The following is an 18,457-nucleotide window of genomic DNA, read 5'->3' as shown; positions in this document are numbered from 1 at the left end:
GCGATCGAGGCTATCTCCCGTTTGCGTGCCATTCGACCAGCCGGTACGTTTCAGGTCACTGTTGACACGATCGACATGAGTTTTACCTCCAGGAAACAATTGCAGCAGTCCCCGTCCCGAAGGATCACCCGTGCTCGAGAAGCTCCGCCGCCATCCCGCGAACCTCCACCTCGGCCTCATGCTCGCACTGACGTTCTCCACCGGCCTGGCGGATGCCGTCGGGTACCTCGGGCTCGACAAGGTGTTCACCGGCAACATGACGGGGAACGTCGTCATCCTCGGGATGGCCCTCGCCGGCGCGAGCAACCTGCCTGTGCTCGGCCCGCTGCTCGCCCTGTTCACCTTCATGCTCGGGGCCGCCGTCGGCGGGCGGGTGCTGCGGCCCGTTGCGATCGGCTGGACGACCCACGCGACGGTGCTGTTCGCGGTGCAGGGCGTGATCATGGCGGGACTGGCGATCGCCCTGTTCCTCGGGGGCGGGCATCCGCCACAGCCCTTCGACCTGGTGATCACGAGCCTCCTCGCCGCGATGATGGGACTCCAGGCCGGGGTCGCCCGGCACATCGGGGTCAAGGACGTCACGACGGTCGTCGTGACGTCGACGATCACGGGACTGGCCGCCGACTCGAGGCTCGGCGGAGGAAAGGGCCAGCCCTGGTTCCGCCGGGTGGCCGCGATCCTGCTGATCTGCGCCGGCGCCGCCGTCGGGGCCCTGCTGCTCTCGGTGCACATCGGCTGGGGCGTCGCCCTCTCTGCCGTGATCACCCTCGTCGTCGCGTCGCTCGGGCATGCGGCCGGGCGCCCGCACCATGCGCCGGAAAACAGAGCGAGTGCATGAGTTTCCGGTCTTGGTGGCGGGAATGACCCCGGCGTGTGAGGCTTAACCGGTGCCGAAGACTTCTGAAAAATCGGACCTGCGTGAAGCCGTCTCCCTCGACCGCCCCTGGGTCACCATCGTGTGGGACGACCCGGTCAACCTGATGTCCTATGTGTCCTACGTGTTCCGCAGCTACTTCGGGGTCGCCCCCGAGGAGGCCGAACGCCTGATGCTGCGGGTGCACAACTCCGGCAAGGCCATTGTCTCCACCGGGAACCGGGAGTCGATGGAGCGCCACGTCGAGGCGATGCACGGCTTCGGGCTCTGGGCGACGCTCTCGCGCGAGGACTCCTGATGCTCTTCACCCGTGACCCGGCCGGAACGGTGTCCGCGAGCTTCGAATCGGTCGAGCTCGGGCTGCTCCGGCTCGCCGCGAGCCAGCTGATCGAGCTCCTGCTCGCCGCGGAGACCCATGCCCTCGGGACCAGCGCCGATCCCGCGCTGAGACGCCTGCTGCCGGACGCCTACCCTGACGACGCCGAAGCCTCGGCAGAGTTCCGCCGGTTCACCTCCGGGGATCTCCTCGACGGCAAGCTCGCGAACGCCCGCGTCCTGCTCGCCTCACTCGGCGAGGAACCCCTCGATAAGATCGCCGACGAACCGTCGCTGCCCTTCCTGGACGACCGCTTCGAGGTTCCGCCGATGCCGATCGCCCTCGACGACGTCGGCGTGCAGTCCTGGCTCCGCACGCTCACCGACCTTCGGCTCACGCTTGCCGAGCGTCTGCAGATCTCCCCCGACGGCGAACAGCACCTCGACGCCGACGAGGCCCCGCTGCTCAGCAGCATCTACGAGTGGCTCGGCATGGTCCAGGAGTCCCTCGTCTACGCCATCGACCGCTAGGCGATCGCGACAGGGAGGGCTTCGAGCGCGGTCAGCGCCTCGTAAGCCCGACGCGGGCCCGCGCCGCCCCGCAGTGAGTCGCTGAGGGCGTCGAGACGCGCGCGGTCGCCGGCCGGAAGCCCGAGCACCGAGAGGACGGCGGCGCGGAGCTCGAGGCTCGTCGCGGTGTTGGGCGCGAGCGAGAGCCCGAATCCGCTCGTCTCGACGCCCTCGGCCCCGGCAAACTGGTCGGTGGAGAACGGCAGCACGAGCAGCGGTACTCCCGCGGTCATCGCCTCGGTCACGCTGTTGTTGCCGCCGTGCGTGACGGCGAGGTCCGCGGCGCCGAGCAGGGCGACCTGGGGCAGGAAGCCGCGCACGAGCCAGGCGTCCGGGATCCGGCCGAGCTCGGCGGGGTCCGTCGACCCCGTCGCGAGGGCGACCCTGACGGAGAGGCCGCTGAGGGCATCCGCCACCCGGGCGAGCACGTCGCCGCGCACCGAGAGGAAGCTCCCGAAGCTCACGTAGACGAGGGGACGGTCGTCGCCGGCCGCGACGGCGTCGGCGAGCCACGCCTCGACCTCGGCGTCGCGGGCCTCCTCGCGCACCGCGGAACCGAGGAAGACGTGCTGCGGCAGCAGTGCCGTCCGGGCCGGTGCGTGCAGTTCGGCCGGATAGTTGAGCATCAGCACGTCGCCGGATTCGGTGAAGGCGTCGCGGCTCGGCTCGGCCGCCGGGTCGAGTTCGAGCAGGGCGGCGTTCCACTGGGCGGTGAAGGTGTCGCGCACCGCCTCGCAGGTGCTGTGAAGCCCGGCGAGGTCGTCCGGCTCCGGCGCGAAGGCATCGGGCCAGGCGGACGGGAAGCCATAGACCTCGGTGCCGACCGGAAGGGCGCTCGGGTGCCCGAGCACGACGTCGGCGTGGCGGATGCCGGCGCTCACGAGCGCGAGGCGGGCGCTGAAGGCCAGGTGGTCGACGATGATCTGGTCGGGGCGCACCTCGGCGACGATGCGCTGCACCTCCCTGGCGATCTCGACCGGGTTCCAGAGCAGGTCGTTGCTGCGTGCCTCGGCCTGGAACTGCAGAGTCGGCACGAGGCCGAGCCTCGTCGCGGCGAAGAAGCCGCGGAGGGCGTCGTCCTCACCGCTCGGCTGCTGTTCCGCCCGGATGGTGCCGGGGTTCGAACCGCGGCCGAGCTGCAGGTTCACCCGTTCGAAGCCGAACTCGGCGACGATTCCGGCCGTCGCGGGGCCGCTCGCGACGACGACCCGTTCCCCTGCGGCCTGCCAGGCCGTGCCGAGGGTCGCGAGCGGGAACAGGTGCGAGGCGTAGTCGGGGCTGATGATGAGCAGGGTCATGAGGCGCTCAGCGTCCAGTTTGACGCCAGTCCCCGGCCGTAGCCGTTCCCGGCATCCGCCCTGAGGCGCTCGTGCGCTTCTGCGACGTCGCGGTACACCCCGGAGAGGGTTGCGGCCATCGCCTGGATCGTGAACGAGCCGGAGACCATGGCCATGGCGCGCTCGGCGAATTCGGGGCCGAAGGGGCCGGCCGCGAGATCGAGGGCTTCACGCACCCCGGTGGCGAGGCCTGCCGGCTTCCCGGTGTCGACAAGGAACCCGGTCACTCCCTGCTCGACGTAGGTGGCCGGTCCCCCGCCGTTCGGGGCGACCACGGTGAGCCCCGCGGCCATCGCCTCGAGCAACGCGATGCCGAACTCCTCCTTCATGCTCGCGCAGACGTACACGCCGTTCGCCGCGGCGAGGCCGGTGCGGCCGAGGCGGGTGGCGGCGAGCCAGCGGGCGACGGTGTCGTTGGAGCGGTGCCCGGCGAGGAGCAGCCCCGCAGAGGCGGCGTCGCCGCGCGGCACGACGGCGTGGATCCTGTCGAGCTGGCCGGCTTCGTCCGGAGTGGGATCCGTGAGGTCGCCTCCGACGATCAGGAGGTTGCAGGCGGACTGGAGCGCCGGGTCGGCCGCCCAGGTTTCGACGAGGGTTGCCATGCCCTTGACCCGGTGCAGCCGGCCGACGGTGATCGCGAGCGGCAGTGCGCGGCGCTCCAGCGGGAGGGTTGCGAGGAGTTCGTCGAGCTGGCCGAGGGCGAGGGCACCCTCGACGCTCATCTGGGCGGGAACCACGGACGAGGGCGGGGTAGCCAGGTCTGGCTCCGCGTACGCTGCGGCCACGACCTCCGCGACCGGCGTGCCCTCGCTCGCCCCGGCGTCGACGAGCGAAGCCTCGATCACGCCGATGTCGATGCCCTCGGCGACGATCGAGTGGCGTTCCGGGTGCTGCGTCACGTCGATGCCGACGAGCTCGCGCAGGTCACGCTCGAGGTCTGGCCGGGGGAAGAGCACCGTGTGGGCGGCATCCGCTGCGAGGCGCTGCACGAGCCGGACGCGGAACCAGAAGTGATCGGCGGCATCGGCCGTGCCGAAGGTCGCGCGGGTGAGGGCACCGGCGGACTCGAGCGAGCGGATGAGGCTGTGCGGGTCCGGCGCGACGGTGAACACGACCGGGATGTCGAGTTCCCTGGCGACCGTCGAGGCGGCGAGGGTGCCCACGTCCGCCATCCGCAGGTGGATCGCGTCGACCGGCCCCGCGGCACGGAGCACCCGGCGGATGCCGCGCTGGGTCGCGATCCGGCGGGACCAGGCGTCGGCGGAGGCGACGGGCTCGCCGAGGAAGGGAACCGTCGCGAAGGCGTGGCCGGACAGGGTAGACGCGACCTCGGGCAGGCAGTCGAGCGCGGAGGCGAAGCCGCCGCGGGAGAGGGTCAGCACCCGGCCGACATCACCGGCACCAGTCCCGGCACCGCTGCCGGACTGTCCGGAGACGAGCGCGTCCCCGAGCCGGACCAGCAGGGTCGCGATGCCGCCGTTGTCGCCGGAGCCGACCCGGGTCAGCGCGCCGTCGATGTCAGCGTGCAGGAAGAGCTGGGCGACGGTCGTTCCGCTGCTCCACGGTGCCCGCGGGTAGCGCGGCACGGTCAGGTCAATCACGGCGAGCCTGGCGACCTCGGCGAGGACCCCGCTGCCTGCGGCCAGTCCGGTGACGATTCGGAGGCCGGTGTCGTTGGAACCGATCCCGGTTCCGATACCCGCGCCGGCGCCCGAGAGGGAGCCGGGACCGGCATCGGCGAGGCCCCGGTCGCCGATCGCGGCGATCGCGGCGGCCCGCACCTCTGTCGCCTCGGCCGGGTCGACGGCGACGCGGAACAGCATGCGTTCGGGAATGCGCCCCGAGATCTGGCCGATGGTTTCGACCAGTCTGGCCCGGGCGCCCGGCTCGGTGACGCCCAGCAGGGCGCCCTCGACGGCGAGGGCGACAGGGGCCGCGACGGCAGCGCTCCATTGCTCGAGGGTGCGCTGGGCGATCATCCCGGCGAAACCGCCGTCGATGACCATCCCGAGCAGGGGCGCGACCGCGTCGAAGCGGGGCAGGCGGGCGCCGAACGCCCAGGCCGCGTGCTCGCGGAGGAAGAGCTGCTCGTGCCCGAGGAGGGAGACGAGGACCTCGTCCGCCGTCTCGTCGAAGACCTGGGCGAGGGCGTGCACCGCGGCGATCGCGGTGACCTGGTCTGCCGGATCGACGGCGGCCTCTGCGAGCAGGCGCACGGCCCTGGTGCCGCCGTCCCGGCTCGCTGCAACGGTGAGGTCGTCTGCGGCCATGATCGTGGCGAGGATCGAGTCCGCGCTCCGGAGCGAATCCAGTGTGCTCTGCGTTCCCATGGTCGAACTCCCTGTCTGCCGGCGATGCCGCGGCTGGTGTCGGCCGGTGGGCCGAGAATGGCCCGGTGGGCCGGGACAAAAGCCCCTTGTCGATTCAACGCCACTTTCCCGGTTCGCGCGCCCTTCCGGGCTGGGAATCACCCGAGAGGACGCATCGCCGTTCTCAGACCCTGCGACGGCTGCCGTTGTGCCGGTACGCAGTCAAAAGGAGCATCATGGATGGCATGACACGTCACGCCCCGATCCAGGACATCAACGAAGACTCCCTCGTCGTGAAGAAGCCGGAGACCAGCGCGGCGGGCCTCGAAGCCGTCGTCGTAGCGCTCGAGCGCGGCGTCGCCCAGGCCGGGATCGGCCGCACCACCCGGGCCCTGCTTCGGCTCAACCAGCGCGACGGGACAGACTGCCCCGGTTGCGCCTGGCCGGAGTCGCAGGGTCACCGCAAGACGGCCGAATTCTGCGAGAACGGCGCGAAGGCCGTCGCGGAGGAGAGCACCGTGCGCCAGGTGACCCCCGCATTCTGGGCGGAGCACTCCATCGCCGAGCTCGCGACGAAGACCGAGTACTGGCTCGGCAACCAGGGCCGCATCACGCACCCCGTCGTCATCCGCCCCGGTGACACGCACTACTCGCAGATCTCCTGGAACGACGCGTTCGAGCTCATCGGCGAGCAGATCCGTGCCACGACCCCCGACCGCACCGTCTTCTACACCTCCGGCCGCACCGCGAACGAGTCCGCGTTCCTCTACCAGCTCTTCGCCCGCTCGATCGGCACGAACAACCTGCCGGACTGCTCGAACATGTGCCACGAGTCCTCGGGCTCGGCGATGAACGCGACGATCGGCATCGGCAAGGGCACCGTCTCCCTCGAGGACATCCACCACGCCGAGCTCATCCTCGTCGTCGGCCAGAACCCGGGCACCAACCACCCGCGGATGCTGTCAGCCCTGAAGGAATGCAAGGACAACGGTGGACGGATCGTCGCGGTCAACCCCCTCCCCGAGGCCGGGCTGTTCAACTTCAGGGACCCGCAGTCCGTCTCCGGACTGATCGGCGACGGCACCGCGCTCGCCGACGAATACCTGCAGATCAAGGTCGGCGGGGACCTCGCCCTGTTCCAGGCCCTCGGCCACCTGCTCCTCGAGGAGGAGAAGCGCGTGCCCGGCTCCGTCGTCGACCAGGCCTTCATGGACGCCAACACTCAGGGACTCGAGGAGTACCGGGCCGCGCGCGGCGAGATCGACTGGGAGGAGACCGAGAAGGCGACCGGGCTGTCCCGGCTGCAGATCGGTGTGGTCGCGAGCATGCTCGTGACCTCGAAGGCCACGATCATCTGCTGGGCGCTCGGGCTGACCCAGCAGCCGCACTCGGTCAACACTCTCAAGGAGATCATCAACCTGCTGCTGCTGCTGCAGGGCAACTTCGGCAAGCCGGGCGCGGGCGCCTGCCCGGTGCGCGGCCACTCCAACGTGCAGGGCGACCGCACCATGGGCGTCTGGGAGAAGCCGAAGGAGGCGTTCCTCGCCGCACTCGACACGGAGTTCGGGATCGTGAGCCCGCGCACGCACGGCCTGGACTCCGTCGCGACGGTTGAGGCCTTCGAGAACGAGGACGTCGACGTGTTCGTGTCCCTCGGCGGCAACTTCGCCCTCGCCTGCTCGGACACCGCGAAGCTCGAGGCCGCGATGCAGCGGGTCGGGCTCACGGTCCACATCTCCACGAAGCCGAACCGCTCGCACGTGATGCACGGGCGCACCTCCTTGATCCTGCCGACCCTCGGCCGGACAGACACCGACGACAAGCACCCCGGCGGACGCCAGGTGCTCTCCGTCGAGGACTCGATGTCGGTCGTCCGCACGACACAGGGGCGCCTCGATCCCGTGTCGGAGCACCTGCTCGCCGAGCCCGTCATCGTCGCCAGGATGGCGAGCGCGACCCTCGGCGCCGAACACCCCGTCGACTGGAAGGCGATGAGCGAGGACTACGACCTGATCCGCGACCACATCTCCCGGGTCGTCCCCGGCTTCACCGACTTCAACCGCCGGCTGAAGACGAAGAACGGCTTCGTGCTGCCGAACCCGCCCCGCGACACCCGCAGCTTCGCGACCGACATCGGCCGCGCCCGGTTCACGGTGAGCCCGCTCGAATACCTGACTCCGCCGGCCGGGCACCTCATCCTGCAGACCATCCGCAGCCACGACCAGTACAACACGACGTTCTACGGCCTCGACGACCGGTACCGTGGCATCTCGAACGGGCGCAGGGTCATCCTGATCAACAAGGACGACGTCGTCGAGCTCGGCTTCCACGACCGCGACCTCGTCGACGTGATCAGCACCTTCCGCGGCGAGGAACGCCGCGCGGACGAGTTCCGGCTCGTGGTGTACCCGACCCCGCGCGGCTGTGCCGCCGCGTACTTCCCCGAGGCGAACGCTCTGATGCACCGCGAACTCGTCGCCCGCGAGTCGAACACCCCCGGCTACAAGGCCATGGCGGTGCGCTTCATCGCCCACGAGCAGGCCCCGGTCCCGACGGCCGGTTAGGACGCCGGGCCGAGCACCACGCGGAGCATGCCGGTGAAGACCGCCCGCTCGGCGCCGAGCGGGGTGAAGAAACGTTGGTCGACGCCTTCCACGGCCGCGTTCGCGTGGCGGGCGAGCTCGGCTCCCGCCATTGTCACCCTGAGGGACTTCGCCCGGGCATCCGTCGGGTGACCCCGCCGTTCCACGAGGCCCTTCCGTTCCAGGGTGCGCAGCACCTGCGAGGTCATCATCGGGTCCGTTCCGGCGTGGCGGGAGAGTTCCCGCTGGGTGGTCGGCCCGTCCGTGTCGAGCCACACGAGCGAGGCGAGCAGCACGAACTGCACATGGGTCAGGCCGAACGGCCGGAGCGCCGCCCGCTGGGCCGCCTGCCAGGCGTTGGTGACCCGCCACAGCATCAGCCCCGTGCTGTCCTCCGCGGACGCGAACTCGCTGTCGAGCCCGCTCTCCTCGGCGTCCGGCATCAGTGGTCAGGGTCTTCAGGGTCAGCAGGGTCAGCAGGGTCAGCGGATGCCTCGGCGAGCGCGAACAGCCCGGCCATCGCCTCGGGGAAGTCCGCACTGATCTCCGGGCCGAGCCCCGGTCCGATCTCGTCAGCATCCTGCCCGGTGATCACGAGTTCGTGGGTGACCCGCGTGCCGCCGTCACTCGGTGTGAACACGTGCCGGAACGTCAGCACGACGTCGCCGAATGTGGTCTCGTCGGCATACCGTTCGTTCGGGGCCAGTTCGATGATGCGGGATCGGAACGTGTCCTGCCCGACCGGCGTCACGCTCAACTCCGTGCCGACGGTGAATGCACCGTCCATCTCGAAGACGTCCCCGCCCGCGGCCGCGGCGACCCCGGTGTGGATGTCCCGGAACGCCGCCCAGACCGCGGCGGGTGTGGCGCTGGTGTCTGCCGTGTACTCAGTTCTCCACATCAGATGACCTCTCGTCCGAAGCTGCCCCTCGCAGCGGGACAGTTAGTATGCGCACATACTAATTCGGCGCTGCGGAACCGGCAAGGGCCGATGGGGCAGAACTCGCAACACTCGCAGCACCCTCGGCACCCTCAGCACCCTCGGCACCGGCGAAATCTTCCGCTGCGCGACCGCCACCGCCGGTGATCCGCTCGGCGCCCGCATAGATCACCATCGAGTCGCCGCGCAGGAAGCCGACCAGGGTCATGCCCACCTCGGCGGCGAGTTCCGCCGCGAGGGAGGACGGCGCGGAGACCGCGGCCAGCATCGGGATGCCGGCCATCGCCGCCTTCTGGACGAGTTCGAAACTCGCCCGGCCGGAAACCTGGAGCACGGTTCCACGCAGCGGCAGCCGGTCCTCCTTGACCGCCCATCCGATCACCTTGTCGACGGCGTTGTGGCGCCCGACGTCCTCGCGCAGCACGAGCAGTTCCCCGGTGGCGGCGTCGAAGAGCCCGGCAGCGTGCAGGCCGCCGGTCTTCTCGAATACCCGCTGGCCGGCCCGGAGCACCTCCGGGAAAGTGACGAGGCGTTCGGCGTCGAGGAGCACAGGGTCGTCCGAGACGGTGAAGACCGACCGCGTGCGCACGGCGTCGATGTTCGCCTTGCCGCAGAGCCCGCACGCGCTCGTGGTGAGGAAGTTCCGCTCGAGGCTCGGGTCGGGAGCAGCCACGCCCGGCGCGAGGCTCACGTCGAGAACGTTGTAGGTGTTCTCTCCGTTCACGGTGGCGCCGGCGCAGTAGCGCGCCGCGAAGAAATGCTCGCCGCGGCTGATCACGCCCTCGGAGACCAGAAAGCCCGCGGCCAGGTCATAGTCGTTGCCGGGCGTGCGCATCGTGACCGCGAGCGAGGTGCCGTTCACGCGGATCTCGAGCGGCTCCTCGACGGCGAGCACGTCTTCCCGGCTGGTCCTCCGGCCGCCGACCGTGAGCCGGACAACCTTTCGTCGTGCCGTGATTCGTGTCATTGTTCCTGGTCACCCTCCGATGTACGACATCTCGATCTTCTTCTTACCGGATGCCCGCAGTTCGCTCGTTTTCGCGCTCCGCAGGTCCGAATACCGGTCGGTCCGCTCTCGCCAGACCGCGGCCATGGCGGCGGAGAGGTCGTCGTCCGTTGCGCCGCCGCGCAGGAGCGCGCGCAGGTCGTGTCCCTCCGTCGCGAACAGGCAGGTGAAGAGTTTGCCGTCCGTCGACACCCGGGCGCGGGAGCAGGTCGAGCAGAACGACTGCGTCACGCTCGAGATCACCCCGATCTCGCCGCTGCCGTCCCGGTACCGCCAGCGGCTCGAGGTCTCCCCTGTGTAGTTCGGGGCGATCTCCTCCAGCGGCAGTTCGGCGTCGATCCGGGCGATCACCTCGCGGGACGGCACGACGGCGCCCATCTCCCAGCCGTTGCTCGATCCGACGTCCATGAATTCGATGAAGCGGAGGATGACCGGCGTGCCCTGGAAATGCCGCGCCATGGCGAGGATGTCCCCGTCGTTCTGGCCGCGCTTGACGACCATGTTGACCTTGACCGGGCCGAGCCCGACGGCCGCGGCGACGTCGATGCCGTGCAGGACCTTCGCGACCGGGAAGTTCACGTCGTTCATGGCCCGGAAGGTCGCGTCGTCGAGGGAGTCGAGGGACACCGTGACCCGGCGAAGTCCCGCGTCCTTGAGGGCCTGGGCCTTGACCGCGAGCGCCGAGCCGTTGGTGGTCAGGGCGATGTCGATGGGCCGTCCGTCCGGGGTGCGGAGTACCGCAAGCTCGGCGACGAGGTCTTCGAGGCCGCGGCGCAGCAACGGCTCCCCTCCGGTCAGCCGGATCTTGCCGACCCCGTGCGCGACGCTCACCCGGGCGAGCCGGGTGATCTCCTCGAAGGTGAGCAGTTCGTCGCGTTCCATGAAGGCGAAGTCGCGGCCGAAGATCTCCTTCGGCATGCAGTACACGCACCGGAAGTTGCACCGGTCCGTGACCGAGATCCGCAGGTCGTGCAGCGGCCGGCCTCGGGTGTCCGTGAGTGTCGGGTTTCCGGTCATACGCTCCACCCTAATCTTCTGTCATCACGGCCCCGCGACACGGATGCCCGACCGGGGCGGCCCCGGCCGGGCATCCGTTCGAAACGGTTGCTCTTACGTCACTGATTCACTACTTGACGTAACCGTTCGGGTTGAGCACATATTTCACGGACTTGCCGGCGTCGAACTCGGCGTAGCCGCGCGGCGCGTCCTCGAGGCTGATCGCCTGGGCGTTGACGGCCTTCGCGATCTGCACCTTGTCGTGCAGGATCGCCATCATGAGCTTGCGGTTGTACTTCATCACCGGGCACTGGCCCGTGGTGAAGGACAGCGACTTCGCCCAGCCGAGCCCCAGCCGGATCGAGAGCGACCCGACCTTCGCAGCCTCGTCGACCCCGCCCGGGTCACCGGTGACGTAGAGCCCGGGGATGCCGAGCGCGCCGCCGGCGGCGGTGATGGTCATGAGCGAGTTGAGCACCGTCGCCGGCCGCTCCTCCCCCGCCGCCTGGCCGTGCCCGCGGGCCTCGAAGCCGACCGCGTCAACGGCGCAGTCGACCTCTGGGACGCCGAGGATCTGTTCGATCTGGTCCTGCGGGTCGCCCTTGCGCAGGTCGACCGTCTCGCAGCCGAAGCTGCGGGCCTGGGCCAGCCGCTCCTCGTTGAGGTCGCCGACGATGACGGCGGCCGCTCCGAGCAGGTGCGCGGATGCCGCTGCCGCGAGGCCGACCGGCCCTGCTCCTGCGACGTAGACCGTCGACCCGACGCCGACGTTGGCGCTCACCGCCCCGTGGAACCCGGTGGGGAAGATGTCGGAGAGCATGGTCAGGTCCATGATCTTCGCGAGGGCCTGGTCCCGGTCCGGGAACTTCAGGAGGTTCCAGTCGGCGTACGGCACGAGAACGTACTCGGCCTGGCCGCCGACCCAGCCGCCCATGTCGACATAGCCGTACGCGCTGCCGGGGCGGTCGGGGTTGACGTTCAGGCAGATCCCGGTCTTGCGCTCCTTGCAGTTGCGACACCGGCCGCAGGAGATATTGAACGGGACCGACACGATGTCGCCGACCTTGATGAACTCGACATCGGGCCCGGTCTCGACGACCTCGCCGGTGATCTCGTGACCGAGCACGAGGTCGGCCGGGGCTGTCGTGCGTCCACGGACCATGTGCTGGTCCGAGCCGCAGATGTTGGTGCTGACCGTGCGGAGGATGACCCCGTGCGGTACCTTCCGGCCGACGTTGGCCGGGTTGACGCCGGGCCCGTCCTTCAGCTCGAAGGTGGGGTAGTCGATGTCGATGACCTCGACGTGCCCCGGGCTCTTGTAGGCAACTGCTCTGTTCCCTGTCATTACATACCTTCCTAGGTTCTGCGTAGTGATCCTCTGTGCACGGCCGTTTCGATCGTGCGAGATTGCAGTGGTGCTAGTTGGTGCGCTGTGGGGTGGCGCTTACTCGGTGGTGCCGTCTTCGACGAAACACCCATCGGCTGGGGATATCAAGGGGGTTGCCGAGACTCTGGGCGGATGCGGATGCGCCGGCCGCCGGGAGCGCCTAGCGTAAGGGGCATGGCCCTTCCTCCCCTTGTCGAACCCGTCGCCCGGCTCACCCCGACCGAATCCGTGCGCACCGCCCGTCAACGCCGCCTGCCGCAGCTCGACGAGCTCGGCCAGCGTCGCCTGGCGAACGCGAAGGTGCTCGTGCTCGGCGCGGGCGGCCTCGGCTCCCCGGCCCTGCTCTACCTGGCGGCGGCCGGGATCGGCACGATCGGCATCGTCGACGGCGACGACGTCGAGCCGAGCAACCTGCAACGCCAGATCGTGCACGGCCAGGCGGATGTCGGCAGGTCGAAGGTCGTGAGTGCCGCGGAGTCCATCGCGGCCATCGCCCCGGCGACCATTGTCATCCAGCATGCCGAGCGGCTCGACCACGGCAATGCCCGCGCGCTCATCTCCGGGTACGACGTCGTGATCGACGGCACCGACAATTTCCCGACCCGGTTCCTCGTGAACGACGTCTCCGCCGAACTGGGGAAGCCGCTCGTCTGGGCATCCGTGCTGCGCTTCGATGCCCAGCTCTCGGTGTTCTGGGCCACCCCGCCCGAAGGGAGCGGCGTTGCGGGCGTGCAGCTGCGGGACCTGTTCCCGAATCCGCCCGCCGAGGGCGAAGTGCCGAGTTGCGCGGAGGCCGGCGTGCTCGGCGCCCTCTGCGGCCAGGTCGGTTCGCTGATGGCGACGGAGGCGATCAAGCTCGTCGCCGGCATCGGCGCACCGTTGATCGGGCGGGTGCTCGTGATCGACGCCCTCTCCGGGCGGTTCACCGAGGTACCGCTCGTAGGCGGAGACGCGGAAGGGCACGCCCGGGCCGCCAGGGAGGCCGCCAGGGAGGCCGCCGCGGCTGCCGCGACCGACTCCGGTACGGCAAACATGCAAGCCCCCGTGCCGACCTGGCCGACACTGTCGGCGGCCGAGCTCGTCTCCCGCCTGGTCGCGCGCGCGAACGGGGCGGACGACTTCATCGTCCTCGACGTGCGTGAGCCGGGTGAACACGCCGAGAGTGCGGTGCCCGGCTCCCTGCTGCTCCCCCTCGACCAGCTGCGCACCCCGGAGGGACTGGCGTCGCTGCCGCGCGACGTTCCCCTCGTGCTGCACTGCGCGCAGGGGCCGCGCGCGCTGAGCGCCGCCGCCGCGCTCGCCGCGGACGGCTTCACCGACCTGACACTGCTCGAGGGCGGGATCATCGCCTGGGACGCCGCCGTCGCCGACGGCGGAGCTCCCGGTTTCGGCCAGAAGTGGTCGACCCAGTGGTCGGGGACCTGGTCCCCCGAGTGGTCCGTCGAAGCGCGGAGCTGACCGTGGCAGTAGCAGAGGGCGCTGCGGGGAACCACGATCACGCGAGGCGCGGCGGGCACGCTGACGCGGCATCCGCCCGCCCGGTCGCCGAGCACCTCGACTGGATCCTGGGGCAGTTGCCCATTCTCGAGCCCGTCCGGGTCCCGCTCGAACACGCGCTCGGGCTCGCCCTTGCCGAGGACGTCACAAGCGCGACGGACACCCCGCCGTTCGACAACTCGGCGATGGACGGCTACGCCGTGGGGCGCGCCGACCTGCTCGCCGCGACCCCCATGAGCCCGGTCGTGCTGCCCGTCGTCGCCGACCTCGCCGCCGGTACCGCACAGAACCCGCGCATCGACGCCGGGCAGGTCGCCCGGATCATGACCGGGGCGCCGATCCCCGACGGGGCGGATGCCGTCGTGCCGATCGAGGACACCGACCGGGGCATCGACCGGGTCGGCATCCTCAGGGTGCCGGAGCCGGCAGCCCACATTCGCAGGGCCGGCAGCGACGCCGCAGCCGGCGACACCATACTGCGGGCAGGGACGACGCTCTGGCCCACCCGGATCGCCGCAGCCGCGAGCGCCGGCCGCGCTGAGTTGCTCGTGCACCCGGCGCCCCGCGTCGCGGTGATCTCGACCGGCGACGAGCTCATCGTGCCCGGCACCCCCGCGCGGCGAGGCCAGATCCCCGACTCCAACTCGTACCTGCTCGCCGCTGCAGTGGCCCAGGCCGGCGGCGTCGTGCACCGGATCGGGGCGGTCCCCGACAACGAGGAGTCCCTGCGCACCGTGCTCGACTCCCTCATCGGCACGGTCGACGCGATCATCCTCTCCGGAGGCGTCAGCGTGGGAGCGTACGACGTCGTCAAGGCGGTGCTCGCCCCGCTCGGCGTGTGGTTCGGCCCGGTGCGGATGCAGCCCGGCAAGCCGCAGGGCTTCGGCCGCCTGCCCGCAGCCGGCACCGGCAGCAACAGCACCACCGGGAAGACAGGCTCCGCCGGAAGCGCCGCGCTCGGCCCGATCGTGTTCGCCCTGCCCGGCAACCCGGTGAGCGCGTTCGTCTCGTTCGAGGCCTTTGTACGCCCGGCGCTCCTGTTCATGGGCGGCCACGGCACCACCACCCGTCCGACGATCACGGGGACCGTCGCCCGCGGTTGGAGCTCACCGAGCGGCCGCCAGCAGTACATGCCCGTCGTCTGCGAGCGTCGTGGCCAGGAGACCCTCGTGTGGCCGGCCACCTCCGGCGGTTCCGGCTCGCACCTCGTCGCGGGACTCGGCCAGGCCGAGGGTCTCGCCATCGTTCCGGAGGAGTCCGACACCGTGGCTGAGGGCGACCTGCTCCCGGTCATGCTGGTGATATGAGTCATGCTGGTGGTATGACTTCCGCCCGAGACGAAACCGCCGCCGCCAGACCCGAAGGGCACGCTGCGCCGAATGCGCAGGCCGGGCAGCCGTTCACGCATCTCAATACCGCCGGCCAGGCCCGGATGGTCGACGTGACCGAGAAGCAGCCGACCGTGCGCAGCGCGACCGCCGCGGGTTTCGTATTCTGCGGGCCCCGCGTGGTCGCCGCGCTGCGCGACGGCACGACGCCCAAGGGCGATGTGCTCGCCGTCGCGCGCATCGCGGGCATCCAGGGCGCGAAGAAGTGCGCGGACCTGCTCCCCCTCGCCCATGTGATCGGGGTGCACGGCGCGGCTGTCGACCTCACGATCGAAGACACCGGCGTGCGGGTGGCGGCGACCATCCGCACGGCCGACCGCACCGGCGTCGAGATGGAGGCGCTCACGGCCGTGTCGATCGCTGCGCTGGCGGTCGTCGACATGGTGAAGGGACTCGACAAGTCCGTCAGCATCGGGGACATCCGCCTGATCAGCAAGACCGGCGGCAAGTCCGGCGACTGGCTGCGCCCCGCGGAGTAGGACCGCCCATGCCTGAAGCCCTCACCCCTCAGGTCGACCTGATCGTGCTTGCGGGCGGCCGCGGCAGCCGGCTCGGCGGCGCCGTCAAGGCCGCCGTCGACGTCGCGGGCCGCACACTGCTTTCCCGGGTGCTCGACGCTCGGACCCTCGCCCGTCGAGTCGTCGTCGTCGGGCCGGCGTCAGCACGGGTCGCCGCCGGCCCCGAGGCGGCCGGAGTGCTCTGGGCGCTCGAGGATCCCCCGTTCGGCGGCCCCGTCGCGGGCATCGCCGCCGGCCTCGCGGCCCTCGCGGCACCCTCACCCGCAACCTCAGCCGGCGCCCCGGCCGATGCCCCGGCCGAGTGGCTGCTCGTCCTCGCGTGCGACCTGCCCTGGGCGGCGGATGCCGCCGGCACCCTCGTCGCAGCCCTCGCCGACCAGGCCCTCGCTGACCGCGCAGGCAGGAACACCACCGGCACAGACGCCCTGGACGGCCTGCACCTGTCCGACCCGGACGGTCACCCCCAGTGGCTCGCCGGTCTCTACCGGGCGAGCACCCTCCGGGACGCCGCGGCACGCCTCGGCCCCGCAGCGAACGGCGCGAGCATGCGCGCCCTCCTGTCCGGGCTTCGGCTCGTCGGGGTCCGTGACGACTCGGGAAGCAGCCGCGACGTGGACACGTGGCAGGATGTTGAGTGGAGCACCGCGCTCCTGTCGGGACCCAGCCCGGTCAGCACCACCCCTCCGAGGAGCGACACCCCATGAGCACCTCCACCCCCCTGCCTCCCGAGGCCCTCGACGACTGGCTTGCCGTCCTCGCCGCCGGGCTCGACCTCGATCCGGCCGACGTGCCGGTCGGCACTCTCCTCGACGTCGCCCGCGACGTCGCGCACGGCGTCGCCCGCCCCGCCGCCCCGCTCAGCACGTTCCTCGTCGGTTTCGCCGCTGCCCGCAACGGCGGCACCGCAGCAGACATCGAGCAGGCCTGCGCCACCGCCACCGGGCTGGCCCTCGAGTGGGCGAAGACACACCCCACCGAGACCCGCTAGTGGCCGGCATCCGCTTCTTCGCGGCCGTGGCAGAGTCCGCGGGCACTGAGACCACGACCGTCGACGTTGCCAGCATCGGCGATCTCCGTACGCTCCTGGCCGACCGCCACGGCACCGAGTTCGCCAGGATCCTGTCGCGCTGTTCCCTGCTGGTCAACGGCATCAGGGCAGCGGATGACGCGGTGCCCCTCGCCGGGACCGACACCGTCGACGTGTTGCCCCCCTTCGCCGGCGGCTGAACCGCAGATCGACGCGGACCGGGTGTGAGCGGCACGATCCGACTGACCCGGCCTGATCGGAGGGGAATGATTTTTCACGGTGTTCCGCGATTGTCGAGGTCCGCACGCACGGTCAGGGTGGTAGTTACGCGGGCCGCACGGCCCGAAACCACCTAGTCCGAGGAAGCACATGTCAGTCCCTTCCGCACTCGTCTCGTCGAAGCTCAAACCAGACCTCTCCAACTGGGATCCGGAGAATGAAGAAACCTGGGATCCCAAGCTCGCGTGGCGCACCCTGTGGATCACGACCTTCAGCCTGACGCTTGCCTTTGCGGCCTGGTACCTCGTGAGCGCGATCGCCCCACGTCTGAACGACATCGGCTATTCCCTCGCGCCCGGCCAGCTCTACTGGCTTGTGGCCATCCCCGGACTCGCCGGCGGATTGCTGCGACTCGTCTTCATGTTCCTGCCGCCGATCATGGGCACCCGGTCCCTCGTGGCCATGTCGTCCGCCCTCCTCGTCCTGCCGATGCTCGGTTGGACGCTCGCGGCCCGCGACACTGCGACCCCATACTGGGTGCTGCTCGCGCTCGCCTTCTCCGCCGGCATCGGCGGAGGGACGTTTTCCGGATTCATGGCCTCGACCAGCTACTTCTTTCCCAAGCGCCTCGCCGGCACCGCGCTCGGACTTCAGGCGGGCATCGGTAACTTCGGGATCGGCCTCATGCAGCTGCTGCTGCCGTGGGTCGTCGGCTTCGGCCTGCTCGGCACCGCGGCGCTCACCCCTCAGAGCAGCGCCAAGGGCGACCTGGTCTGGCTGCACAACGGCGGCCTCGTCCTGATCCCCTGGGCACTCCTCGCCGTCGTCCTCGCGATCGTCTATCTGCGCCGGGTCCCGGTCACGGCGAACTTCCGCCAGCAGATGGACATCTTCAGGATCAAGCACACCTGGATCATGACGGCCATCTACCTGATGAGTTTCGGTGCGTACAGCGGCCTCGCTGCACAGATGGGCCTGATCATCCTGAACGTCTACGGGCACTTTCCCGATGCCCCGAATCCGCTCGCCTTCGCCTTCATCGGCCCCGTCGTCGGCGCCCTCGTGCGCGCGGCCAGCGGTCCGTTCTGCGACAGGTGGGGCGGCGCGATCTTCACCCTGATCGGGGGTATCGGCATGACCGTCGGCACCGTGGTCACCGCGTTCTTCCTCAGCCCGAGCAGCGTGTCCGACTTCTGGGGCTTCCTCACCGGGATGCTCATCATCTTCACCTTCGCGGGATTTGCGAACGCCGGCACGTTCAAGCAGATGCCGATGATCTTCCCCAAGCGGCAGGCCGGCGGGGCGATCGCCTGGACGAGCGCCATCGCGGCATTCGGCCCGTTCATCGTAGGCATCGCGCTCACGGCGATCAGTCCCACCGCGTTCTTCGTCGGCTGCGCGGTCTTCTGCGTCTTCTGCACCTGGCTCGCGTGGCACTACTACGCACGTCCCGGCGCTCCGTACCCGAGCTGACCGGCACCACCCGGCCGCC

18 protein-coding genes are annotated in these 18,457 nt (G+C 70.3%); 11 read left to right on the top strand and 7 right to left on the bottom strand.

Features of this window, described 5'->3' with window-relative positions:
- Window positions 1-130: 130 nt before the first annotated feature.
- Genes RHM57_RS05815 through RHM57_RS05805 form a run of 3 tightly spaced genes read left to right on the top strand, consistent with a single transcriptional unit; the run spans window position 131 to window position 1,720 of the window.
- Window positions 131-838, top strand: a complete 708-nt coding sequence (locus RHM57_RS05815) for a YoaK family protein (protein ID WP_241975460.1) — start codon at window positions 131-133, stop codon at window positions 836-838.
- A gap of 49 nt (window positions 839-887) precedes the next feature.
- Window positions 888-1,172: an ATP-dependent Clp protease adapter ClpS gene (gene clpS, locus RHM57_RS05810; RefSeq protein ID WP_241975459.1), complete on the top strand. Its 285-nt coding sequence runs from the start codon at window positions 888-890 to the stop codon at window positions 1,170-1,172.
- Window positions 1,172-1,720 (top strand): DUF2017 family protein, encoded by a 549-nt coding sequence (locus tag RHM57_RS05805; protein WP_134448917.1) that lies wholly within the window; start codon window positions 1,172-1,174, stop codon window positions 1,718-1,720. The genes clpS and RHM57_RS05805 overlap by 1 nt, the downstream gene beginning before the upstream one ends.
- On the opposite strand, the gene RHM57_RS05800 is transcribed toward RHM57_RS05805, so the two are convergent.
- Together RHM57_RS05800 and RHM57_RS05795 are read right to left on the bottom strand one after the other, a co-directional pair.
- Window positions 1,717-3,057 carry a glycosyltransferase gene (locus RHM57_RS05800; protein WP_322189632.1) on the bottom strand — a complete coding sequence of 447 codons (1,341 nt, stop codon included), beginning with the start codon at window positions 3,055-3,057 and terminating at the stop codon, window positions 1,717-1,719. The two genes, RHM57_RS05805 and RHM57_RS05800, sit on opposite strands and share 4 nt — an antisense overlap.
- Complete coding sequence (locus tag RHM57_RS05795) at window positions 3,054-5,426, bottom strand: glycosyltransferase (RefSeq protein WP_322189631.1); 2,373 nt, start codon at window positions 5,424-5,426, stop codon at window positions 3,054-3,056. The genes RHM57_RS05800 and RHM57_RS05795 overlap by 4 nt, the downstream gene beginning before the upstream one ends.
- A 224-nt stretch (window positions 5,427-5,650) precedes the next feature.
- Here RHM57_RS05795 and RHM57_RS05790 point away from each other — a divergent pair, with 224 nt between their 5' ends.
- Entirely contained in the window at window positions 5,651-7,969 is a 2,319-nt protein-coding gene (locus RHM57_RS05790) for an FdhF/YdeP family oxidoreductase (RefSeq protein ID WP_322189829.1), read from the top strand.
- On the opposite strand, the gene RHM57_RS05785 is transcribed toward RHM57_RS05790, so the two are convergent.
- The 5 genes from RHM57_RS05785 to fdhA form a co-directional block, all read right to left on the bottom strand.
- Window positions 7,966-8,430, bottom strand: a complete 465-nt coding sequence (locus tag RHM57_RS05785; RefSeq protein ID WP_322189630.1) for a MarR family winged helix-turn-helix transcriptional regulator — start codon at window positions 8,428-8,430, stop codon at window positions 7,966-7,968. The genes RHM57_RS05790 and RHM57_RS05785 overlap by 4 nt on opposite strands.
- Window positions 8,430-8,888: an SRPBCC family protein gene (locus RHM57_RS05780; protein WP_134560209.1), complete on the bottom strand. Its 459-nt coding sequence runs from the start codon at window positions 8,886-8,888 to the stop codon at window positions 8,430-8,432. Before RHM57_RS05780 ends, RHM57_RS05785 begins: the two co-directional genes overlap by 1 nt.
- Before the next feature lie 58 nt (window positions 8,889-8,946).
- Window positions 8,947-9,894, bottom strand: coding sequence for a formate dehydrogenase accessory sulfurtransferase FdhD (fdhD, locus tag RHM57_RS05775; protein WP_322189629.1), 948 nt, complete (start codon window positions 9,892-9,894; stop codon window positions 8,947-8,949).
- Window positions 9,895-9,903: 9 nt separating this feature from the next.
- Entirely contained in the window at window positions 9,904-10,950 is a 1,047-nt protein-coding gene (gene moaA, locus RHM57_RS05770; RefSeq protein ID WP_134448910.1) for a GTP 3',8-cyclase MoaA, read from the bottom strand.
- A 109-nt stretch (window positions 10,951-11,059) separates the two neighbouring features.
- A complete protein-coding gene (fdhA, locus tag RHM57_RS05765; protein ID WP_134448909.1) occupies window positions 11,060-12,274 on the bottom strand; it encodes a formaldehyde dehydrogenase, glutathione-independent in 1,215 nt (404 codons plus the stop codon).
- A gap of 216 nt (window positions 12,275-12,490) precedes the next feature.
- Between fdhA and RHM57_RS05760 the strand changes: the two genes are divergently transcribed.
- The 7 genes from RHM57_RS05760 to RHM57_RS05730 all read left to right on the top strand — a co-directional run bounded on the left by RHM57_RS05760 (window position 12,491) and on the right by RHM57_RS05730 (window position 18,438).
- The gene (locus RHM57_RS05760) at window positions 12,491-13,774 is read left to right on the top strand and encodes a ThiF family adenylyltransferase (protein ID WP_322189628.1); all 1,284 of its coding nucleotides are present in this window, start codon (window positions 12,491-12,493) and stop codon (window positions 13,772-13,774) included.
- Between the two features lie 2 nt (window positions 13,775-13,776).
- Window positions 13,777-15,120: a gephyrin-like molybdotransferase Glp gene (gene glp, locus RHM57_RS05755; protein ID WP_322189627.1), complete on the top strand. Its 1,344-nt coding sequence runs from the start codon at window positions 13,777-13,779 to the stop codon at window positions 15,118-15,120.
- 14 nt (window positions 15,121-15,134) lie between these two features.
- Window positions 15,135-15,680 carry a cyclic pyranopterin monophosphate synthase MoaC gene (gene moaC / locus RHM57_RS05750; protein ID WP_134448906.1) on the top strand — a complete coding sequence of 182 codons (546 nt, stop codon included), beginning with the start codon at window positions 15,135-15,137 and terminating at the stop codon, window positions 15,678-15,680.
- An 8-nt stretch (window positions 15,681-15,688) separates the two neighbouring features.
- Window positions 15,689-16,423 carry a molybdenum cofactor guanylyltransferase gene (mobA, locus tag RHM57_RS05745; protein ID WP_134448905.1) on the top strand — a complete coding sequence of 245 codons (735 nt, stop codon included), beginning with the start codon at window positions 15,689-15,691 and terminating at the stop codon, window positions 16,421-16,423.
- Window positions 16,420-16,707 (top strand): DUF6457 domain-containing protein, encoded by a 288-nt coding sequence (locus tag RHM57_RS05740; protein WP_174774645.1) that lies wholly within the window; start codon window positions 16,420-16,422, stop codon window positions 16,705-16,707. Before mobA ends, RHM57_RS05740 begins: the two co-directional genes overlap by 4 nt.
- A complete protein-coding gene (locus RHM57_RS05735) occupies window positions 16,707-16,946 on the top strand; it encodes a MoaD/ThiS family protein (protein WP_134448904.1) in 240 nt (79 codons plus the stop codon). Before RHM57_RS05740 ends, RHM57_RS05735 begins: the two co-directional genes overlap by 1 nt.
- A gap of 169 nt (window positions 16,947-17,115) precedes the next feature.
- Window positions 17,116-18,438, top strand: a complete 1,323-nt coding sequence (locus tag RHM57_RS05730) for an MFS transporter (RefSeq protein WP_134448903.1) — start codon at window positions 17,116-17,118, stop codon at window positions 18,436-18,438.
- Window positions 18,439-18,457: the final 19 nt, after the last annotated feature.

It is taken from the genome of Cryobacterium sp. 10S3 (genome assembly GCF_034344045.1).
GTDB classification, from domain to species: domain Bacteria; phylum Actinomycetota; class Actinomycetes; order Actinomycetales; family Microbacteriaceae; genus Cryobacterium; species Cryobacterium glucosi.
Note: the sequence above shows the minus strand (reverse complement) of the source record. Positions and strands in the feature narration are given on the sequence as shown.

Bases quoted from the DNA above. Each gene is read 5' to 3' on its own strand.
- RHM57_RS05760 (WP_322189628.1), top strand. From the start codon at position 12,491: ATGGCCCTTCCTCCCCTTGTCGAACCCGTCGCCCGGCTCACCCCGACC.
- RHM57_RS05800 (WP_322189632.1), bottom strand. From the start codon at position 3,057: ATGACCCTGCTCATCATCAGCCCCGACTACGCCTCGCACCTGTTCCCG.
- moaC (WP_134448906.1), top strand. From the start codon at position 15,135: ATGACTTCCGCCCGAGACGAAACCGCCGCCGCCAGACCCGAAGGGCAC.
- mobA (WP_134448905.1), top strand. From the start codon at position 15,689: ATGCCTGAAGCCCTCACCCCTCAGGTCGACCTGATCGTGCTTGCGGGC.
- RHM57_RS05795 (WP_322189631.1), bottom strand. From the start codon at position 5,426: ATGGGAACGCAGAGCACACTGGATTCGCTCCGGAGCGCGGACTCGATC.
- fdhA (WP_134448909.1), bottom strand. From the start codon at position 12,274: ATGACAGGGAACAGAGCAGTTGCCTACAAGAGCCCGGGGCACGTCGAG.
- RHM57_RS05785 (WP_322189630.1), bottom strand. From the start codon at position 8,430: ATGCCGGACGCCGAGGAGAGCGGGCTCGACAGCGAGTTCGCGTCCGCG.
- RHM57_RS05790 (WP_322189829.1), top strand. From the start codon at position 5,651: ATGACACGTCACGCCCCGATCCAGGACATCAACGAAGACTCCCTCGTC.
- RHM57_RS05740 (WP_174774645.1), top strand. From the start codon at position 16,420: ATGAGCACCTCCACCCCCCTGCCTCCCGAGGCCCTCGACGACTGGCTT.
- moaA (WP_134448910.1), bottom strand. From the start codon at position 10,950: ATGACCGGAAACCCGACACTCACGGACACCCGAGGCCGGCCGCTGCAC.
- RHM57_RS05805 (WP_134448917.1), top strand. From the start codon at position 1,172: ATGCTCTTCACCCGTGACCCGGCCGGAACGGTGTCCGCGAGCTTCGAA.
- fdhD (WP_322189629.1), bottom strand. From the start codon at position 9,894: ATGACACGAATCACGGCACGACGAAAGGTTGTCCGGCTCACGGTCGGC.
- RHM57_RS05730 (WP_134448903.1), top strand. From the start codon at position 17,116: ATGTCAGTCCCTTCCGCACTCGTCTCGTCGAAGCTCAAACCAGACCTC.
- RHM57_RS05780 (WP_134560209.1), bottom strand. From the start codon at position 8,888: ATGTGGAGAACTGAGTACACGGCAGACACCAGCGCCACACCCGCCGCG.